The organism is Pseudomonas sp. 1928-m, assembly GCF_029269135.1.
Lineage (GTDB): Bacteria > Pseudomonadota > Gammaproteobacteria > Pseudomonadales > Pseudomonadaceae > Aquipseudomonas.
Map to the genome: position 1 here is coordinate 371,155 of NZ_JARIXO010000001.1, position 16,560 is coordinate 387,714.

The following is a 16,560-nucleotide window of genomic DNA, read 5'->3' on the forward strand; positions in this document are numbered from 1 at the left end:
TGAACGATTAAATACCGTTCTCTTAACTTTCGAAATTTTTATAAATAACGATTAATTTCATGGTGGGCTAGCATGAATAGGTTGTTAGCTGGGGGGTAAGGTCACCCTGTAGCTTATATTGACTAGTGTGTTACTACTGATTTGAGTGGTCCGGTATTCCACAATAATAAATATCTATTGGGTTATTATATCCCGCAGCTTTTACCAAGTAGTTGCAGTGAATATCTGTTTTTCGGAGTGCTAACTTCGACCTCTACTGTGCGATCATGAGACTCTTGATGCTCGCTAAAATTACTGATTTTTAGTAACTTTATACGTGCATTGATGGGTAGTGATGTATTGGTGTAGTATATTGTTTCGTTATCTTCTAGTGTTCGAATTAATTCGATGATGTTGTTGCTATTTTTTATATAAAGATATTTTTCGTCGATTTCTACCATTAGTGCTTCTTGGGTCACGGCGTTCTCCGATGTTTTATGTTTGCGGTAGCCGCAATACCATACGCCCGGAGTATCATGCTGCTGATCTCTGAATTTCCGAGTGGCATCCTTAAAATCAAATGGCTCTAGTTTGTTTGCTTGTGAAGTGCTGCAAGCGGATATTAAAAAGAATGTAAAAAGTGATGAGATAAGGCTTAGGTCTTTTTTCATGAAAATAGTGGTTTTGTTCAAAGATAATTTATAGAGTGTTCTTGCATAGTGTGCTCTAGAATTACTTAACCTGTGTGGCAGTTAGGCATTGGCACCGCTATTCAGAACGCAGGAAAAATTTCTGCTGCTGGTTATCAGTATTGAGCAGAAAATTCACTAGCGCCTCATCCAACCGTTAATTTAGCAGGCTTTGTAAATCTAACTCGGCGTTCTTGCTGATCAGTTCCATCTAAAGACGATAAGGCTCTCTCAAAGTTAATGATGCTGACACATTATTTCCTTGTTCGGTAGCTTCTACCAGCTATAGAAAATAAGTCCGTGCCTATTTAATTCCGGCCTAAAAAACAGGAAATCTATTTTCCAATTTAGCTAAAAATACCCGCCAATTTCCTGTTAAACGTTTCTTTCGCTTAACTATTCTGATTTTCCTTCATATTTTTTGGTTTCCGGGTTAAATATCCATGTATGAGGCGTGGTTAATGCTTCTTTCCCTTTATAGCGAATATTCCCTTCACCATCTCTTTTATAGGAATGAATCTGAATTTCCTTGAATCCGCTAACAGTTTCAGGGGATCTATCCAAGACCTCAATTCGAGCAAAATAATCGCCCCCAATAAATTTCAAATAACCCTTGCACTGAATTAGAAAACCATAAGTTCTGTCCTTGCTAGATCCTTCACTAGCATAGGAGGAAAATATAAAGTCTTTAACCCCATCACCATTGAGGTCGTTGTTATAAACGACCTTCCCTTCTTGGACAGAAAATTTTTCGCCACTAACTCTCGATAACGTATCTACCTGTTCCCCACCTTCGGACCATTTTGAAATAAAGTGTCTCACACCCACAGAAGAGTCACATACATCTACAGTGGCTGCGCTGACCATAGGGGAAAACATCAGAGAAGCAAATATGTATTTCATAGTTACACTTCCAATACGAAGGTATTTCTACCTGTTCTAACAGCGCCCTGAGGCTGATTTTCACCAAAGGCAATACTTGCGGTGATCGTAGAGTTAATAGCAGCTGCCGCAGATAGCAGCTTCCCTGTTAACGCCGTCTCATGAGCATCTCCCCAGGCTGCCACCGCCAATGACCAGTTGACACCGGCAGTTCCACTAACTGCCTGCTGTATTACCGGAGTAATTTTTTCATAGTCATCATTTACAACATGAGATGGTCGATACACATGCCATCGAAGAAGAATGGCCACGGACTTTTCTGAAGTAAATACTTTACCTAAGGTACTGGTAACGGTAACGGTTCCTACATGGAAAGTGACTTCTTTTTCCAAGATATCTGTCAATCGGACCTTAGCCATCGACCACATAGCTGTCTTGTAATCTTGCAATGTTCTACCAGCCATACTCATTCTGTAAAACCAATGCCAAGTCTTTAAATAATGTGCTTCTTCTTTTGTTTTCGCCAGCTCATCAAACTCAGTATCCGCATGAGTTTGTTGGCCTTGAACAAAGGTATCATTCGTCAGCTTGACCCAGCCGGAATAGGTCTTCAAATCATCCGCATATAAGCTTGGGGCACCCCAATCATGTATAGGGTACAAGCCAAAGCCCCCAAAAACCTTATTGAAGGTTTCGTTACTCCTATTCTTGAGGTAAGCAATAAATCCGACAAATTCTCCTTTCCCATATTTCCCATCTTTGAAGAGCCCCATGGTCCAGTGGCAAGGTCCGGCGGAGATCAACGCATTATCCCAAGCATTCAATACATCAAAACATCCAAAACACTCTGCTTCTGCTACCACGCGGATGGTGCGATATGTTGATAAAGCAGGTGTATTAAGCTGGGTAGCATTCACTTCAGAGCCTGTTATGTTCTTAACCGACATATCTGCTTCAGGAGACCAGCTGTGTGCTTTTGTTGCATTTGGCCCACCAAAGCTACCCGACTGGTAATACCCCACAGATTGATAGTCTACTTGAGCTCGACCAGTTGGAAACTCAAAATAATCCGAGAAGTCTCTAACCAATACTCTCGGTGCTCCGGTGGTAAATCCATTTTCTGCCCATATATTACAGCCTGATTCGGCCAAGTTACTTCTGATACCTTGACTAATCGTCCAGGCTTCAAATATAACCGGACACCTGTAATCGTTATCCAGCCAATATTCTATAGCAGCTCTTGTCTTCTCATTCACGACTCCGCTTATTGGCCCATCGTATTTCGCTGCATTATCTACAGACTGAAGACTATCAACATAGTAACTTGCAGGAGCAGTTGTAGAGCCACTTACGGTCGGCGCCTTTCCCGCTTGAGCGACAATCGCAGCTGAGCTGTCAAAATAGACATCTAAATTATTTATTTTTACCGGAGATCCTGAGTGATCTAGTAAAAGCTGGCCCTGCTTTTCTGGCCTCACACATGCAATTTTATTCATAGATGCATATATTTGAAACTCTCTGACAGCCCATCCCGTGCGAATACCAAATCCGCCATCCGGCTTACCAACTATTGAAAACCCTAGTGCTACCAGATCTTCCTGAAGTTTTCTAACGTGTTCAGGAACAGTGAGTGCTGCGCTACTGCCTAAAAATGCTGCTGCTGTTTCGGCATTAATTACAGTTAAAACTGGATTATCACTCCCCGCCCATCGTGGAGGTTTATTCTGCGCAGGTTTTCCATCGTGATCGCCACGGCGGAGGTCAAAATTTCCATAGATCATTACTTCCGTCCTTACGCAATGTGCTGTTCTTGTAGCCGTTTTATATCAGCAGCAGATAGATAATCTTTATCTGTTAGTTCGCAAGAGCGATGGAAGCAGCGAGTGGCGTATTTAGTTTTCGGACCATTTTCACCATCAATCCTCCCATTATAAAAACCAAGGTTCTTTAATCGAGATTGAAGACCTTTAATGTCCGAAGCGTCAGATTGCACGCTTAAATCAAGTTCCCAAATCCACGGTTGTGAATTAGATCCAAACGGGAAGAACGTAAGCTTCCCCTTTTTTGCAGCTGGCGGAACTGGTTGATCTACAAAGCCATCAGCAGATGTCATGCCTTCATAGGTCACTCCATCGACCTCCAGTACATACGGTTGGCCTCCGATCCCCTTTTTCTCGTAGGGACGTTTCATCTGAATACGGAAACTCTTTTTCGTGGATTCTGGCGGGGGTAATGGCTCCGCATTCACCAACGCCTCATCCAACAAACTCCCCGCTTTATCGCTATCCGCCGCACCCGGCAGTGCCGGTGGTTTGATCTTGATCCCCGTACCTTTGCCCGGTGCGCCGCCGGCGTTGATTTTGGCCAGGGGGCCGAGCAGGGTAATGCCGCCGGGGTCGAGTTTGATAAAGCTGCCGCCGGCTTTGAGGGTCAGCTCGGTGCCGGCTTCGATGACCATTTTCTGCCCGGCTTTGAGGTGGATTTCGCGGCCGGCTTTGGTCAGTTGGGAGGTGCCGATTTTGATGTGCTGGTTTTGCCCGACGGTGAGGTGGTCGTCGGGTTTGACCTCGACCTTGCGCTCGGTTTTGACCGTGAGGTTTTCTTCGGCTTTGAGCTCGGTGTAGCTGTTGGCTTCGACGGTGTCGTGGCGTTCGTTGCCGACGCGGATCTTCTGGTCGTGTTCGATGTTTTCATCCCAGTCGCGCTGGGCATGCAGGTAGATCTGCTCGGCGCCTTTCTTGTCTTCGATGCGCAGCTCGTTGTAGCCGCCACCGCCTGGCGTGCTGAGGGTTTTGAATACGGTGCGGGTCTTGTTCGCCGGCAGGTCGTAAGGCACCACGTGTTCGGCGTGGTACAGGCAGCCGGTTACCAGCGGCTGGTCGGGGTCGCCTTCGAGGAAGGTCACCAGTACTTCCATGCCGATGCGTGGAATAGCGATGCCACCGTAGCCATCACCGGCCCAGCTGGAGGCCACGCGCAGCCAGCAGCTGGTCTTATCGTCTGCCTGGCCTTCGCGGTCCCAGAAGAATTGCACTTTGATCCGGCCGTATTCGTCGCAGTGGATTTCCTCACCCGCGGGGCCGGTGACCACGGCGGTTTGGCTGCCCAGGACTTTGGGTTTTGGATGGGCCAATGGCGGGCGGAAGGGCACATCCCAGGGCGTGGCGATGAAGTGATTGCGGTAACCCTGCTGGAAACCGTCGCTGGCGGCGGTATGGCTGGTGACTGACTCTTCCAGCACCTGGGGTTGTTTGCCCTGGTGAATCACCTCGTGCAGCAGCCAGAGGTCGTTGTAGTCCTGGCGCGGGTGGTCGGAGAGTTCGAGAAAGTGCCCGCTGAGCAGTTTCGGCTGATCGCCACGGCCTTCGGCCAGACGGTAGTCGGCGCGGTGGCGTTCGAGGTGGCGTTGGCTGAGGTGCTTGCCGCGCGCACGGTCGACAAAGCGACCGGGGTAGTCGTAATCCTCAAGGTCCGGCAGCGGCTTGGCCTCGGGGTCGCGATCTTCCTTGAAAGCGGCTTCCATCAGCAGGCGCGGTTGTTCGAAGTCGTAATCGCGGCGGGTGATGCGGCTGGTGCGGGTTTCCAGGCGTACGGCAAAGCGCTTGATCACCGGCTCATCGGCGGTCATGCCGTTGTCCTGCAGGTAGGCAGTGGGCTGGCCGAGCTTGCCGAAGGCGCTCTGGTCATCGCCGAAGATCAGCACGTGGCCCTGCGCGCTGTGCTGGAAGTGGTAGTGAATCCCTTCCTCCCCGCACAGGCGCTGGACGAAGTGCAGATCGCTCTCGTCGTACTGCACGCAGTAGTCGCGCTTGGGGTAAACCGTTGGACCGAGCTGGAATTGGTAACCGCCCAGGGCGATGCCGTGCTCCTGCAGCACCTGGGCGACTATCTGCGGCACTGTCAGGTGCTGGAAGATGCGCTGGTTGGTGCGCAAGGCCAGGTAGCTCAGCTGCGGCACGATGCTCAGTTTGTAGCGGGTCAGACGCTTGCCGGATTCGGCTTGGGCGACCTGGTAGATCAGCCCGTGAATGCCCAGGCCATCGGGGGTAAAAGCAAGATAGGCGCGCTGATGCAGCAGGCTTTGCAGATCCAGCTCGGCGTTTTCGCTGATCAGTTCCACCTCGAAACGATAGGGCTGACTGATGGCTTCGCGGCCGCTGAACTCGAGCACTTGCAGGTCGTGCTCAAGGCCTTCGATGCTCAGGCTGAAGTGGGTTTCATTGGCCGGGTTGAACATAGTCATTTCCTTGTTAAAAGATCATCCATTGATGCTGCTGATACGCGCATGCTGCGTTCAACTGCGCCGTAGCCAGCGCCGCCAGCCGCTGTGTGTGGGTTGGCGAAATACCTCAAGCAGCTGCGCGCAACTGATGCTGCGCTGCGCTTCATCGAACGCCAGCGCAGTGCGCAGGGCGGGCCAGCAATGTGCCGGTAACTGCTCAGGGCGCTGCAGCTGTTTATCCAGCTCCATGGCCTTGGCCTGTTTGGCGCTCTGCCGGCTGAACGGGTGGCGACCACTGGCCAGTTCATACAGCACGCAGGCCAGGGCATAGACATCGGCTGCGGCGGTCAGCGGCGCGCCGTCGAGCAACTCGAGGGCGGCGTAGCGCGGCGTCCAGGCGGTAAAGCGGTTGCGGCACAGGCGCGGCAGGCCAGGCAGCAGACCTTCCACGGGCTGGCCGAGACCATAATCGAACAGGCGCAGGCCGTCTTCGGCGAGCATCACATTGCTGGGCTTCAGGTCGCCATGCAGCACGCCGAGGCTGTGCGAATAGCTCAGGGCGTCGAGCAGGGCGATGGCGATTTCCTGCAGCTCGCTCCAGGGCAGGCCCTCGGGGCGTTCGCTAAGCAGCTGATCAAGCGTCAGGCCCTTGAGCAGCTCCAGGGTGAGGAAGGCACGTTGGCTTGGCACATCCACCTCGAAGCCGAACAGGCGCACCACATGCGGATGATTAAGCCGTGCGGTCAGGGCGAACTCGCTGTACAGCAACGCGTTGGCGTCCGGGTATTCGGCGAAGTCATCGCTGAGGGTTTTCAGCGCCACATAGGGCTCGGGGTCACCGAACTGTTCGCGCAGCAGGTCACGGGCGCGATACACCGCACCCATGCCGCCGACGCCGAGCAGGCGCTCGATCTTGTAGCGGCCGCCGAGCACTTCCGGCAGTTCGCTGAGTACTTCGCGCGGGGCTTGCGCGGCCGGTTTGGCGGCCGTCGCGGCCAGGGCGAAGTAGGTCAGGTCGCTGGCCGGGCTGCTGGCCAGCGGCAGGTCGTCGAGCAGCTGTTCACTCATCCGTGAGTCCTCATCGGCGAATCACTACCGCACTCAGGTTGTCCCGCGCCGGGCCGTCGAGGGCCTGCTGGAACAAACGATTCAGCGTCAGCTGCGGTGACGGCAGGTTCAGCGCCGCGCCCAAAGCATCGGCCGACAGGCCCTGGTAGAGGCCATCGCTGCACAGCAGAAAGGCATCGCCGGGCAGCACATCGAGTTCGAGAATTTCCAGCTTCAGCTCGTCACTGGCACCGATAGCGCGAGTCAAGGCGTGCGCGGCCGGATGCCGAGCAGCTTCGCTTGGGCTCAGTTGCTGCTCATCGATCAGCTGCTGCAGCAGCGAGTGATCGCGGCTGAGCTGATACAGCCGACTGCCGCGCCACAGGTAGCAGCGGCTGTCGCCGGCCCACACGCAGGCGGCGCGGTCGCCTTCGATCAGCAGCGCCACCACGGTACTGCCTATCACCGGGTCCGGATGGGCGGCGGTGACGGTCAGTTCCTGGCCTAGGCGGCGGTTGAGCGTGTGCAGGCGTTTGCGCAGCTCATCCAGACGCTGCGGCAAATCACCTGCGCTCGGCTCGGCCAGCTGCTCGACAATCAGGCGGCTGGCCAGGGCACCGTTCTGGTGCCCGCCCATGCCGTCGGCAACCACCCACAGGCCCTGTTCTGGCAGGGCCAGAAAGGCATCCTCGTTGCGCGCCCGCACCTTGCCGGTGTCGGTACGCGCAGCGCTGCGCCAGAGGTTGGCAACCTCCTGCATCAGAGCGTGGCCGGCAGTTTGAAGCTGCGCAGCTGGTCCAGGTCAAACGGGTTCGGCGAGCGCTGGCTGTGCAACAGGTAGTTGGCGCGCAGGCCGCCGAGGTCGGCCTTGAGCATCAGCACGTCGCGGCCGCTGTGGTAGTCCACGCTCATCAGGTCGAGCAGGCGGAACAGCGACCAGGGGCCGGTGTTCTTCTCGATACCCACTTTGCGTCCACCGAGCTCTTCGACCACCAGGCTGGTGCGCCCTTCATTGGCTTCGGCCGGCCAGCTGAAGGCGGTCTGCACGATTGGCCCGTGGCGGTATTCCATCTGCTGGTTGCCAAAGCGGAAGTCGGCGCGACCCAGGCTGGAATCCAGCGAGTAGGGTTCGAGCTTGAACAGCACTTTCGGCTCGTTGGGGTTCTCGGCGAAGAAGCTGCGGCGGATGGTTTGGGTGTGGCTCATCTGCAGCAAGAACTCGCGCGACAGCGGCAGGCCACGGCCATCCACGCGGCGCAGTTGGTACTGGCCGGCGGTGCCGCTGACGAATGGCTTGAGGTAGTTGTCGAAGAAGCGCTCGGCAATCCCCTGAGCCTTGAAGAACTCGCGGAAGTCGGCAATCGCCACATCACTTTCGCTGTGTGCGCTGAACGGATAACGCTGCTTCAACGAGCCGTCGTAAGCGGCGTACAGCTCGCTCTTATAACGCTGATTGAGGTAGTGGTAGGCATCGTTGAGCACCAGCATCCAGCTGTCTTCGGCGAGCAGGCCGAGCCAGTTGCCGACCGGTTGCGGCAGGCGCGCGGCACTGCTGCGCACCTGGTTGATCGAATCACGCTGGCCGGCCATACGCGCCTTGGCCAGTTCGAACGCAGCCTGCTCCGGAGCGCTGGCATGCGCCAGGCTGGCCAGTTGCAGTTGCAGGGCATCCAGTGCCTGCAGGGTGTTGGCCAGTTCCGGGCCGGCACCGCCGTTTTCGTCGAGCAAACGGTGCAGCGGTTCGAAGCGGCGCTCCAGGGTTTTCCGCGCGGTGTCCGGCAGGTTTTTCACCAGTGCCGCTTGCGCCTGTTCGGCGGCAGCGGTGGCCAGTTTGGCGGCCTTGCCCAGTTTGCCCTTGGCGCCTTGCAGCGCTTCGGCGGCAGCACCGGCATCATCGGCGGCTTCGGCCAAGCCTTTGAAGCGGGTGTTGTCGCGCACTTCCACCAGCAGCTGCAGCAGTGGCGAGTTGGCGGAAGTCAGGCCAGCCAGCTGCAGGGCGCCCTGACCAGCGCTGCCGATTGGGTCCAGCGACAGCTGAGCGAGGGCTTCGCCCCAGTAGTTGGCGTAATCGCGGAAGTACAGCTGCTCCATTTCCACCAGCAGACGGCTGAGGTCGTTGCTGCTGAGGGTGTCACCTTCACCCAGTACCCAGTTGTCGCGCAGCAGGTCGCGCACCAGGTCGGCGCCTTTGGCGGTGAAGGTTTTCTGGTAGCCAACCTGGGTGTAGAAACCCGGAATGGCGTAGTCGCTGCCGGCGAACAGCGCGGCTTGCGGGCCGAGCTTCTGGCTTAGGCGATAGTCCGGCAGGCTGCGCGCTTCTTCGCGAAGCATGCGGTAGACCACGTTGGCCAGCGATTCGCTGCGCAGAATCTGCCGAGCCTGGGCCACCAGGGGCTCGTTCAGCGAGTAGGGCGCGAACGACTCGGACAGCAGGCGTTCGAAGTGCTCGTTCAGGCCGCGTTGACCGACGCTGTTGCCGGCGTAACGCAGTGACCAGTCGGCCGCCAGCCACTCCTGCAGGAAAGCCTTGTCGCGGCGCTCCTCCAGATTGAGCATCAAATAAGCACGCAGGCTGTTGAGCAGGCGTTCACGATCACCCAGGTTGGCGCGTACTTGCGCTTCCAGCTGGCGCCCGACGCGGCTGAGCAGCAGGTTTTCCAGCTCGGCGCGGTAGGCCTGTTGCAGCGTCGGGTCGACTTTCTCGCCCTGGTACAGACCGCCGCGTTGCAGGTAGGACACATCACCCTTCGGCGGGAATACCTGGGTGGCGGCGTAGCTGTGATCCAGCGCCTTGAGGGTGCGCAGGGCATCGTCCTGAACGCCGAGGCTGTTGTGTTGCTGAGTCAGTTGCTGAGCTAGGTCGCGCAATTGTTCCAGGCGGCCGTGGTTACCGGAGAAGCCGCTAGCCCAGACCACACCGAATACCCCGAGTACCACCAGAGCGGTGGCGTACATGGCGCGCTGGCCCCAGTCGATACGGCGCACTTCCTTCTGATCGAGGCCAGCCAGGTCGGCTTCGGGGAAGATCACTCGGCTGAGCAGGTGATTGATAAAACGTGCACGGCCGGTGCGGAAGGTCGGCAGGGCGCTGCTGGACAGACCCAGGTTGCGGCCGATGCTGCTGGTGCTCGGGTCGAGCTGGTCGTTCAGTTCTGGCGCGCTGGTCAGGTAGAACCCACGCAGCTGGCTGGCGCGCTGATAGCGGTTGCCACTGAAGGCCAGTTCGCTGAACAGGCACAGACGTTCACCGAGCAGGCCCAGCTGGTGCGGGAAATCGAGAATGCGGCCACGGCGCTGGGTGTCGCGCTCCTGGTGCATGCGCAGGATTACCTGGCTGTTGAGGCGGCGCAGCAGCTCTTCGAACTCCTGGCGGATCACCTGTACGTCGGTGGCGTTCTGCTCCTTGCGGAAGCTGGCGCCGAGCACCTGGTCGCTTTCTTCGCGCGACAGCTGATCGAAGAATTCATCGAAGCCCAACACCTTGTCGGCCTTGCTCAGCACCAGGTACACCGGGACATCGGCGCCCAGGCGCTGGTGAATATCCTGCAGGCGCTGACGGGTTTGGCGGGCGAGATTTTCCAGTTCGATTTCGCTGCCACCTTGCAGCTGCTCCACCGGGATGTTGACCAGCACGCCATTCAGCGGGCGCGCGCGGCGTTTGCGCAGCAGGCCCAGCAGGGTGTCCCAGGCGCGGCTGTCGATGGCCGGGTCGGGCTGGGTCAGGTAGCGCCCGGCGGTGTCGATCAGCACCGCGTGGTCGGCGAAATACCAGTCGGCATAGCGGGTGCCGGAAACGTCCTTGGTCAGGCGTTGCTGGTCACCGCGATTGAGCGGGAAATCCAGGCCGGAGAAATCCAGCAGGCTGGTCTTGCCGCTGCTCTGTGGGCCGAGCAGCAGGTACCAGGGCAGCTCGTTACGCCATTTTTCACTGCGGCCGCGATACAGGCTGGAGCGCTTGAGGGTGTGCAGGGCCTGCTTGAAACGATTGCGCAGCTCACTCTGCTCTTCGTTGATCAGGCCTTCGCGGCGCAGGCGTTCCTGGGCGTCGGCGTCGTCTTCCTCGGCCTTCTTGCGCGCGGTGGCCTTCCAGCTGGCAAACACCATGGCCAGGCCCCAGATCAGGAACAGCAGGCTGATGCTCAGCAGGCGGCTGGTGGCCGACTCCCAGAACTTGTAATCGTTGACCGCGAGCAACGGGCCGACAAACCACACCAGCAGCGCCAGAACCAATACCAGACACAGGCTCCATACCCAGGTCTTGCGGAAAAATGCGGCTAACTTGCCGAAAAAACTCTTCATTTCAGATCATCCATGCTTACACCCGCAGACGGGTCGAGTTGCTCGTACGGCTGCAAAATAGTCTCGCGCTGCTCGCCCAATACCCAGGCGAAACCGCCATACATCACCACCAGGCACACCAGGGTAAACAGCGCCACCAGCCACCACGGCACGATGCGCACCAGGCGCCGGCGGGTGTCTTTCAGGCCCTGCCAGTGCGGCGAAACCTCGCGGGGTACGTCGCCACGCATCTGCCGGATCTGCCGGTACAGGCTGTCGCGCACGGCTTCCAGCTCAAGCATGCCGCGCGGCAGTACGCGGTACTTGCCCTCGAAGCCGAGCGACAGGCACAGGTACATCAGTTCGAGCATCGGCAGGTGTTTGACCGGGTTGCGCGACAGGCGCTCGAGCAGCTGGAAGAACTTCTCGCCGCCGAAGGTCTCGTTGTGGAACGAGGACAGCAGGCTCATCTGCGACCATTCGCTCTCGTTGCCCCAGGGCGTGGTCACCACAGCTTCATCGACCACGGTGCAGAGCACGTAGCGCGCGGCCATTACCTGGCTGCTTTCCGCGCCTTCATGCAGGGCGCGGTGTTCGAACAACTTGATTGCGCTGGACAGGCGCTGGTTCAGCGCATGCATGTCTTCGCTGTCGAAGCTGTGCTTGAGGCGCACCACTTCCGAGAGCAGGGTGGCGGCGGCTGCGACCAGCGGGTTGAGGCTGATATTGAAGCTCTCCGCCGGGCGCAGGCGCGCGGCGTAGATCATCCGCTCTTCCAGCTGCTCGAATTTCGGCGGCGCGGCGAAGTCAGTCAGCGGGCTGTGCGCGGGGGCATCACCTTTGCGGTTGAGGATGACGGTTTTGTCGTCCTGGCCGTATTCCATTTCCTTGGTGGTCATAATCAGTTCCTGATCGCCCAGAATTTCATCTCAAGCCCGGAGAACTCGCCGGACACGTGGAAAGCGAAGCCGCCGGAGCGTTCCAGCTGCGCCAGTTCCTCGGAGCCCAGTTCCAGGGCGAAGTAGGTTTTCCCCGAATGGAAGGGGATCTGCCGTGGCGCCACGGGCATCGGTTTGACCTTGATCCCGGGCAGGTGCAGGTTGACCAGTTGACGAATCTGCTCCACCGGGCCGACCTTGAGGTGCGCCGGCAGGCGCTGGCGCAGCTCTTCGGAATCGCACTGGGCGCTGGCGGCGAGGACAAAGGTAGAGGTGGCGAGCAGCTTGTGGTCGTGCAGCGGCGATACCTGAATGCCGTACTGACGCTGCTGCAGAAGCATTTCGATGGCGTGCTGTTCCAGCACCATCGACAGCACCTGGCGGATTGCATCCATCAGTTTGCGGAAGCTGGTGCCTTGGTCGCTGTGCAGGTAACGGCCTTCCAGGCGCGGGCGTTTGATCTCGCTGGAGAAGGTCGCCAGCTCACCGAGCAGGCCGAGTAATTCGCGGTAGATCTGCTCCGGATGCACCTGCTCAATACCGAGGTAATGGCGCAGCACCGGCTCGAAGCGGTTGATCAGCTGCAGCATCATAAAGTCGCCAACTTCCGCACCACCGACCTTGCCGGTGGCGCGAATACGTTCAGCCAGAATGTCGCCCCGGTGGGCGAGCATGCTGATCACTTCCTTGAGGCAGCTCAGCAGATAGCCCGAAGCCTGGAAGTTGACGTAGGTCGGAATAAATTCCGGGTCGATGCTGATCACCCCGTCCGGGGTGGTGTCGAGCACGTCGCACAGCTGCAGTTTGACGTAGGCCTGGTCGCTCTGCTGCTCGCCGAGCAGCAGACGGAAATCCGGGCGGCCGCAGCTGACCTGGCTCGATGCGCTGTCGCCGGCGTTGGAGTCGGTGACTTCTTCATCGAAAGCGGTGAAGCGCGCCAGTACGTCCTGCTGCTCCGGGCGGCGGCTCTCGATATGGTTACCGGTGACCAGGGGCAGGGCCAGATACACCGGAGTGTTGCCGGTGTTCGGCGGCACGTCGAGGGCCAGCGGCTCGCGTTCGGCGCCGATGTCGAACAGGGTGCCGTCGGGCAGAATGCCGCTGGCCTTGCTCACCACCAGCTTGCCCATATTGAGGAACTGGCGGTCGATCTCCAGCTCGAAAAAGCCCCAGGCGTAGCTGTCGAGTTTCTGCGTGCGGGTCTTCAGCTGGTAGTCGTAGTAACGGTCGTTCTGCTGGAAGTGCTGCGGGCGCAGCAGCATGCCTTCCTGCCAGACCACTTTATGCATGGCCATGGCTTATTTCCCTTCCTTGTTGATGTCGTCCTGGGTCTTGATGCCCAGGGCATCAAGGGTCAGCACGCTGCTGTTGCGTTCCTGTTCCTGCAGCGGGATGACCACGCGCCAGTTGCTTTCCGGCAGGTCGCGGTAGGCCGCCAGCACGCCGACATAGCGGCTGCCGGGTTGTACCGAGAGCTTCATTTCGCGTTGCTCGCCCGGGCGCAGTTCCAGCTCTTCGAGCACCACCATATCCGGCGACAGGGCTTCTTTCGGGCGCTGATAGAGCGAGAAGAAATCGGCGGTTTCAAAGGCCACCGGGTGTTTCAGCTCGATCAGGCGCAGGACGATCGGCGAAGGTCGGCCATTGAGGTCCGGGTTGAGCTGGTCGCTGCCGTTGAGGGTCAGGTCGAGCTTGGTCATATCCGAATAGGGCGAAAGTGCCGCGCAGCCGGTCAGGCTGAGCAGGGCGGCCAACAGGGCCAGGCAGGTGAAACGGTGCATGGAGATCATCCTTGAACGTCGGTGTTGAGGGTGGCGATCAGGCGAACCTGTTCTTCGTAGGTGTTGGCGAAGTCGCGGGCGAACAGGCGGTCGCTCCAGTCGTCGTTCTGCGTAAGGAGCGTGTGCAGGCGACGGTAGGCGCGCCAGCGGCTGCCGGCGGTGGCGATCAGTGGCTTGCGGCCTTCGCGCTCGAAACGCAGGCTCAGCTGCTCCGGCGACAGTTGCTCGAACATACCCTTGACCGCTGCACGGCTGGCGGCGAGCAGCGCGACCTGGTGCGCTTGCAGATCACGGAAGCTGCGGCTGATGGTCTGCTCGGCGCTCAGTTGCCCGGCCTTGCCACCACGCAGCAGGGCGCTCAGCGCTTCACTGCTGTCGGCGGTGTGCTTGAGCGGGTTGTTGCCGGCGCTCTGTACAGTGGTAAGAGCCAGGCGCAGTTCGTTCTTCAGCTCGCTGCGCGTGCGCAGGCTTTGCTGCAGGCTGCCGATGCTCTGCTTGAGCAGCTTGGCGCTGTGAATGGCCAGGGCTTCGCGGGCATCGTCATCGAGGTCATCGAGTTTGACCCCAAGGGCTTCGCCGAATTTTTCCCAGAAGGTCGGCGGTAGACGCACCGGTTCCGGCGCACGCTTGGGTTGCGGCTCAGGCGTTGGCATCACCAGCGCGGGCACCAGCAGGTTTTCTTCATCAATCTGCGCGTAGTCGCGCTGCTGTGCCTGCACGTTATGCGGACGCAGAATCGCCGTCAGGTCATCGACCTCGGCGTATACGCGCTCTTGCTGGTCGATGGCGGTCAGCGGGTCGAGGTCGAGAAAGGCATCGTCCGGAATGATGCTGCCGGCCGGCTGCGCACGGCCGATATCACCGGCGAACATGGCCGGGTCCTGAATCAGCCGCGCACGCAACTCGAAATCGCCGAAGCAATACACGCTGCCATGCTCGATACGCTGGGCCTCGCCCTTGCGCAGGCTGGCGCCGCTGTCTTTGAGCTGGATGCCATTGCTGCTGGTGTCGGTCAGGTAGAAGGAGCCATTGCGATAGCTCACCTCGGCATGCCGGCTGGACAGCACACGCTTGCGATCCGGAATCACCCAGTCGCACTCCTCCGCCCGGCCAATAATGCCGCCGGCCTGCTTGAAGGTTTTGGTGGTCAATAGACCTGGCACGAACTGCTGTGCACTGACCACATCGAAGACCAGTTCCATGGTTGTTAACTCCTTGCGGTCAGTTGCCGCGTTTCACTGCTTGCGGTTCGCCCAGCGGGCGATATTCGTCATCGTTGAACTTGTAATTGCCGCTGCAGGCGGTGAGGCATAGAGCTGCGAGAAGAACGAGGGCGTAATAGCGTTTAGGCACGCGGATTTCCTCCTTGAAAGCGTGAATGGCAACGGTAGTCACCGTTGTAGTGGCAAAGTGCTGCTGGTGGGCGGGCATTGAAATGCAAGACAGAGCCTTGTCAGGTGACCTGGTTCATAAAAATGGCGGATAAACGCCCGAAACTGGGAGCTGTGACCGCAGTGCTTGTGTTGATCTTCACCGCTGCACCTCCTGTGTTTGCAGGCTTACCAACCCGGTGAGCGAGATCAGTGGTAAACCAATGGCTATTTGTCATTTGAGCGTCGTGCTCCATTCTTTGATCCCGCTGTTTAAGCCTCAGTTTTGCTTGTCGGCTTAAAATTGATCAGATTTTAAGTGGCCAAATTTCCGTTGTTTGTTGCTGGTAGTCCGTTATTAATAAAAACATGCATTAATGCTTCATTAATATTGCCTTCCCATAAACAGGTTAGATATTAAAAGCCAAGCTTGGGGGCGTGGAGTGAAAGTGGTGGATGAGTTTTCTTCCATTCATGGAAGAGTTTTTCGCCCTCAGCCTTTTGCTCGGCAGTTAGTTCGTCTTCGAATGTGTCGAGTATCCAGCTAGTCTTTGCTTTACCTAGCGCATCTCGCCTGAAAAGTAGTAAGCCATACGCCATAGCCTTATTGGGCGTGTACTCGGGGTTTTGATATATGTCAGTTCGACCTTTGTGAATTGTTTCTAGTGCCAACACACAATCGGCATGACTGGTTAATAAACACTTCTCTAACCATTTTTTCGATTCAATATAGTTTTCTGCTCTATTTAGTCTTAACGAAAGAAGCGACATAGCTTTGGGGTTGCCTTCCTCTGCTGACTTTCTGAGAATTTTTTCGCCCTCACGGGTTAATTTCGTTTTTCCTGTTTCTTGTGTCCTCGTTTCGCTCAGTATTAAGTCAGCGAGAAAATATCCAGCTTCATGATTGCCGGCGTCTGCAGCCTTTTTTAACCAGTCTCTGTCGCCCGTTAGATAGTAGAGGGCATGCATAGCTACATTATTTCCGCTCTGTGCCTGTTCCTGTGCTAGGTCTTTGGCCCTACTCTTCCAATAGGCTCGATCTTTTTTACAGCTGACTTGTAGTGCCCCGCAGAGATCATCGCTCTTTGAAAGGCGTATCATCGCAAAGAGGTCGTTCTGTTCGGCTGCAGCTTCATACCATTGCTGAGACTCTTCCGTCATATAGCGATTGGAAAGTCGTAGCGCCTCGGCTAAATAATATTGCGCTTCACAGTTACCGGCTTTGGCTGCTGTGCGAAGGGGTTCTTGTGAGTTAATCCAATCGTTCTGGTTGTACAGAATAAATCCTTTTGCGAACTGTTTTTTTGCCAATGCGTCGGCGTTCGACATATTGGCGAATAGAAGTGCGCTAAGTAAAAGGATTCGCGACAACAT

13 protein-coding genes are annotated in these 16,560 nt (G+C 57.0%); all 13 read right to left on the reverse strand.

Features of this window, described 5'->3' with window-relative positions; translation table 11 throughout:
* Positions 1–185: 185 nt before the first annotated feature.
* On the reverse strand, positions 186–650 hold the full coding sequence (locus P3C18_RS01685) for a hypothetical protein (protein ID WP_275960160.1): 465 nt from the start codon (positions 648–650) through the stop codon (positions 186–188).
* Between the two features lie 414 nt (positions 651–1,064).
* Entirely contained in the window at positions 1,065–1,571 is a 507-nt protein-coding gene (locus tag P3C18_RS01690) for a hypothetical protein (protein WP_275960161.1), read from the reverse strand.
* 2 nt (positions 1,572–1,573) lie between these two features.
* Entirely contained in the window at positions 1,574–3,331 is a 1,758-nt protein-coding gene (locus P3C18_RS01695; RefSeq protein ID WP_275960162.1) for a peptidoglycan-binding domain-containing protein, read from the reverse strand.
* 11 nt (positions 3,332–3,342) lie between these two features.
* On the reverse strand, positions 3,343–5,787 hold the full coding sequence (gene tssI, locus P3C18_RS01700; RefSeq protein ID WP_275960163.1) for a type VI secretion system tip protein TssI/VgrG: 2,445 nt from the start codon (positions 5,785–5,787) through the stop codon (positions 3,343–3,345).
* A 57-nt stretch (positions 5,788–5,844) separates the two neighbouring features.
* Complete coding sequence (locus P3C18_RS01705; RefSeq protein ID WP_275960164.1) at positions 5,845–6,840, reverse strand: serine/threonine-protein kinase; 996 nt, start codon at positions 6,838–6,840, stop codon at positions 5,845–5,847.
* 10 nt (positions 6,841–6,850) lie between these two features.
* Positions 6,851–7,579 (reverse strand): PP2C family serine/threonine-protein phosphatase, encoded by a 729-nt coding sequence (locus P3C18_RS01710; RefSeq protein WP_275960165.1) that lies wholly within the window; start codon positions 7,577–7,579, stop codon positions 6,851–6,853.
* Positions 7,579–11,118 (reverse strand): type VI secretion system membrane subunit TssM, encoded by a 3,540-nt coding sequence (gene tssM, locus P3C18_RS01715; RefSeq protein WP_275960166.1) that lies wholly within the window; start codon positions 11,116–11,118, stop codon positions 7,579–7,581. Before tssM ends, P3C18_RS01710 begins: the two co-directional genes overlap by 1 nt.
* Positions 11,115–11,996 carry a type IVB secretion system protein IcmH/DotU gene (icmH, locus tag P3C18_RS01720; RefSeq protein WP_160086102.1) on the reverse strand — a complete coding sequence of 294 codons (882 nt, stop codon included), beginning with the start codon at positions 11,994–11,996 and terminating at the stop codon, positions 11,115–11,117. The genes tssM and icmH overlap by 4 nt, the downstream gene beginning before the upstream one ends.
* A gap of 2 nt (positions 11,997–11,998) precedes the next feature.
* Entirely contained in the window at positions 11,999–13,330 is a 1,332-nt protein-coding gene (gene tssK, locus P3C18_RS01725; protein WP_275960167.1) for a type VI secretion system baseplate subunit TssK, read from the reverse strand.
* Positions 13,331–13,333: 3 nt separating this feature from the next.
* Positions 13,334–13,816, reverse strand: a complete 483-nt coding sequence (gene tssJ, locus P3C18_RS01730) for a type VI secretion system lipoprotein TssJ (protein WP_275960168.1) — start codon at positions 13,814–13,816, stop codon at positions 13,334–13,336.
* A 5-nt stretch (positions 13,817–13,821) separates the two neighbouring features.
* On the reverse strand, positions 13,822–15,018 hold the full coding sequence (gene tagH / locus P3C18_RS01735; RefSeq protein WP_275960169.1) for a type VI secretion system-associated FHA domain protein TagH: 1,197 nt from the start codon (positions 15,016–15,018) through the stop codon (positions 13,822–13,824).
* Positions 15,019–15,037: 19 nt separating this feature from the next.
* On the reverse strand, positions 15,038–15,169 hold the full coding sequence (locus P3C18_RS01740; protein ID WP_275960170.1) for a type VI secretion protein: 132 nt from the start codon (positions 15,167–15,169) through the stop codon (positions 15,038–15,040).
* Between the two features lie 434 nt (positions 15,170–15,603).
* Entirely contained in the window at positions 15,604–16,560 is a 957-nt protein-coding gene (locus P3C18_RS01745) for a hypothetical protein (RefSeq protein ID WP_275960171.1), read from the reverse strand.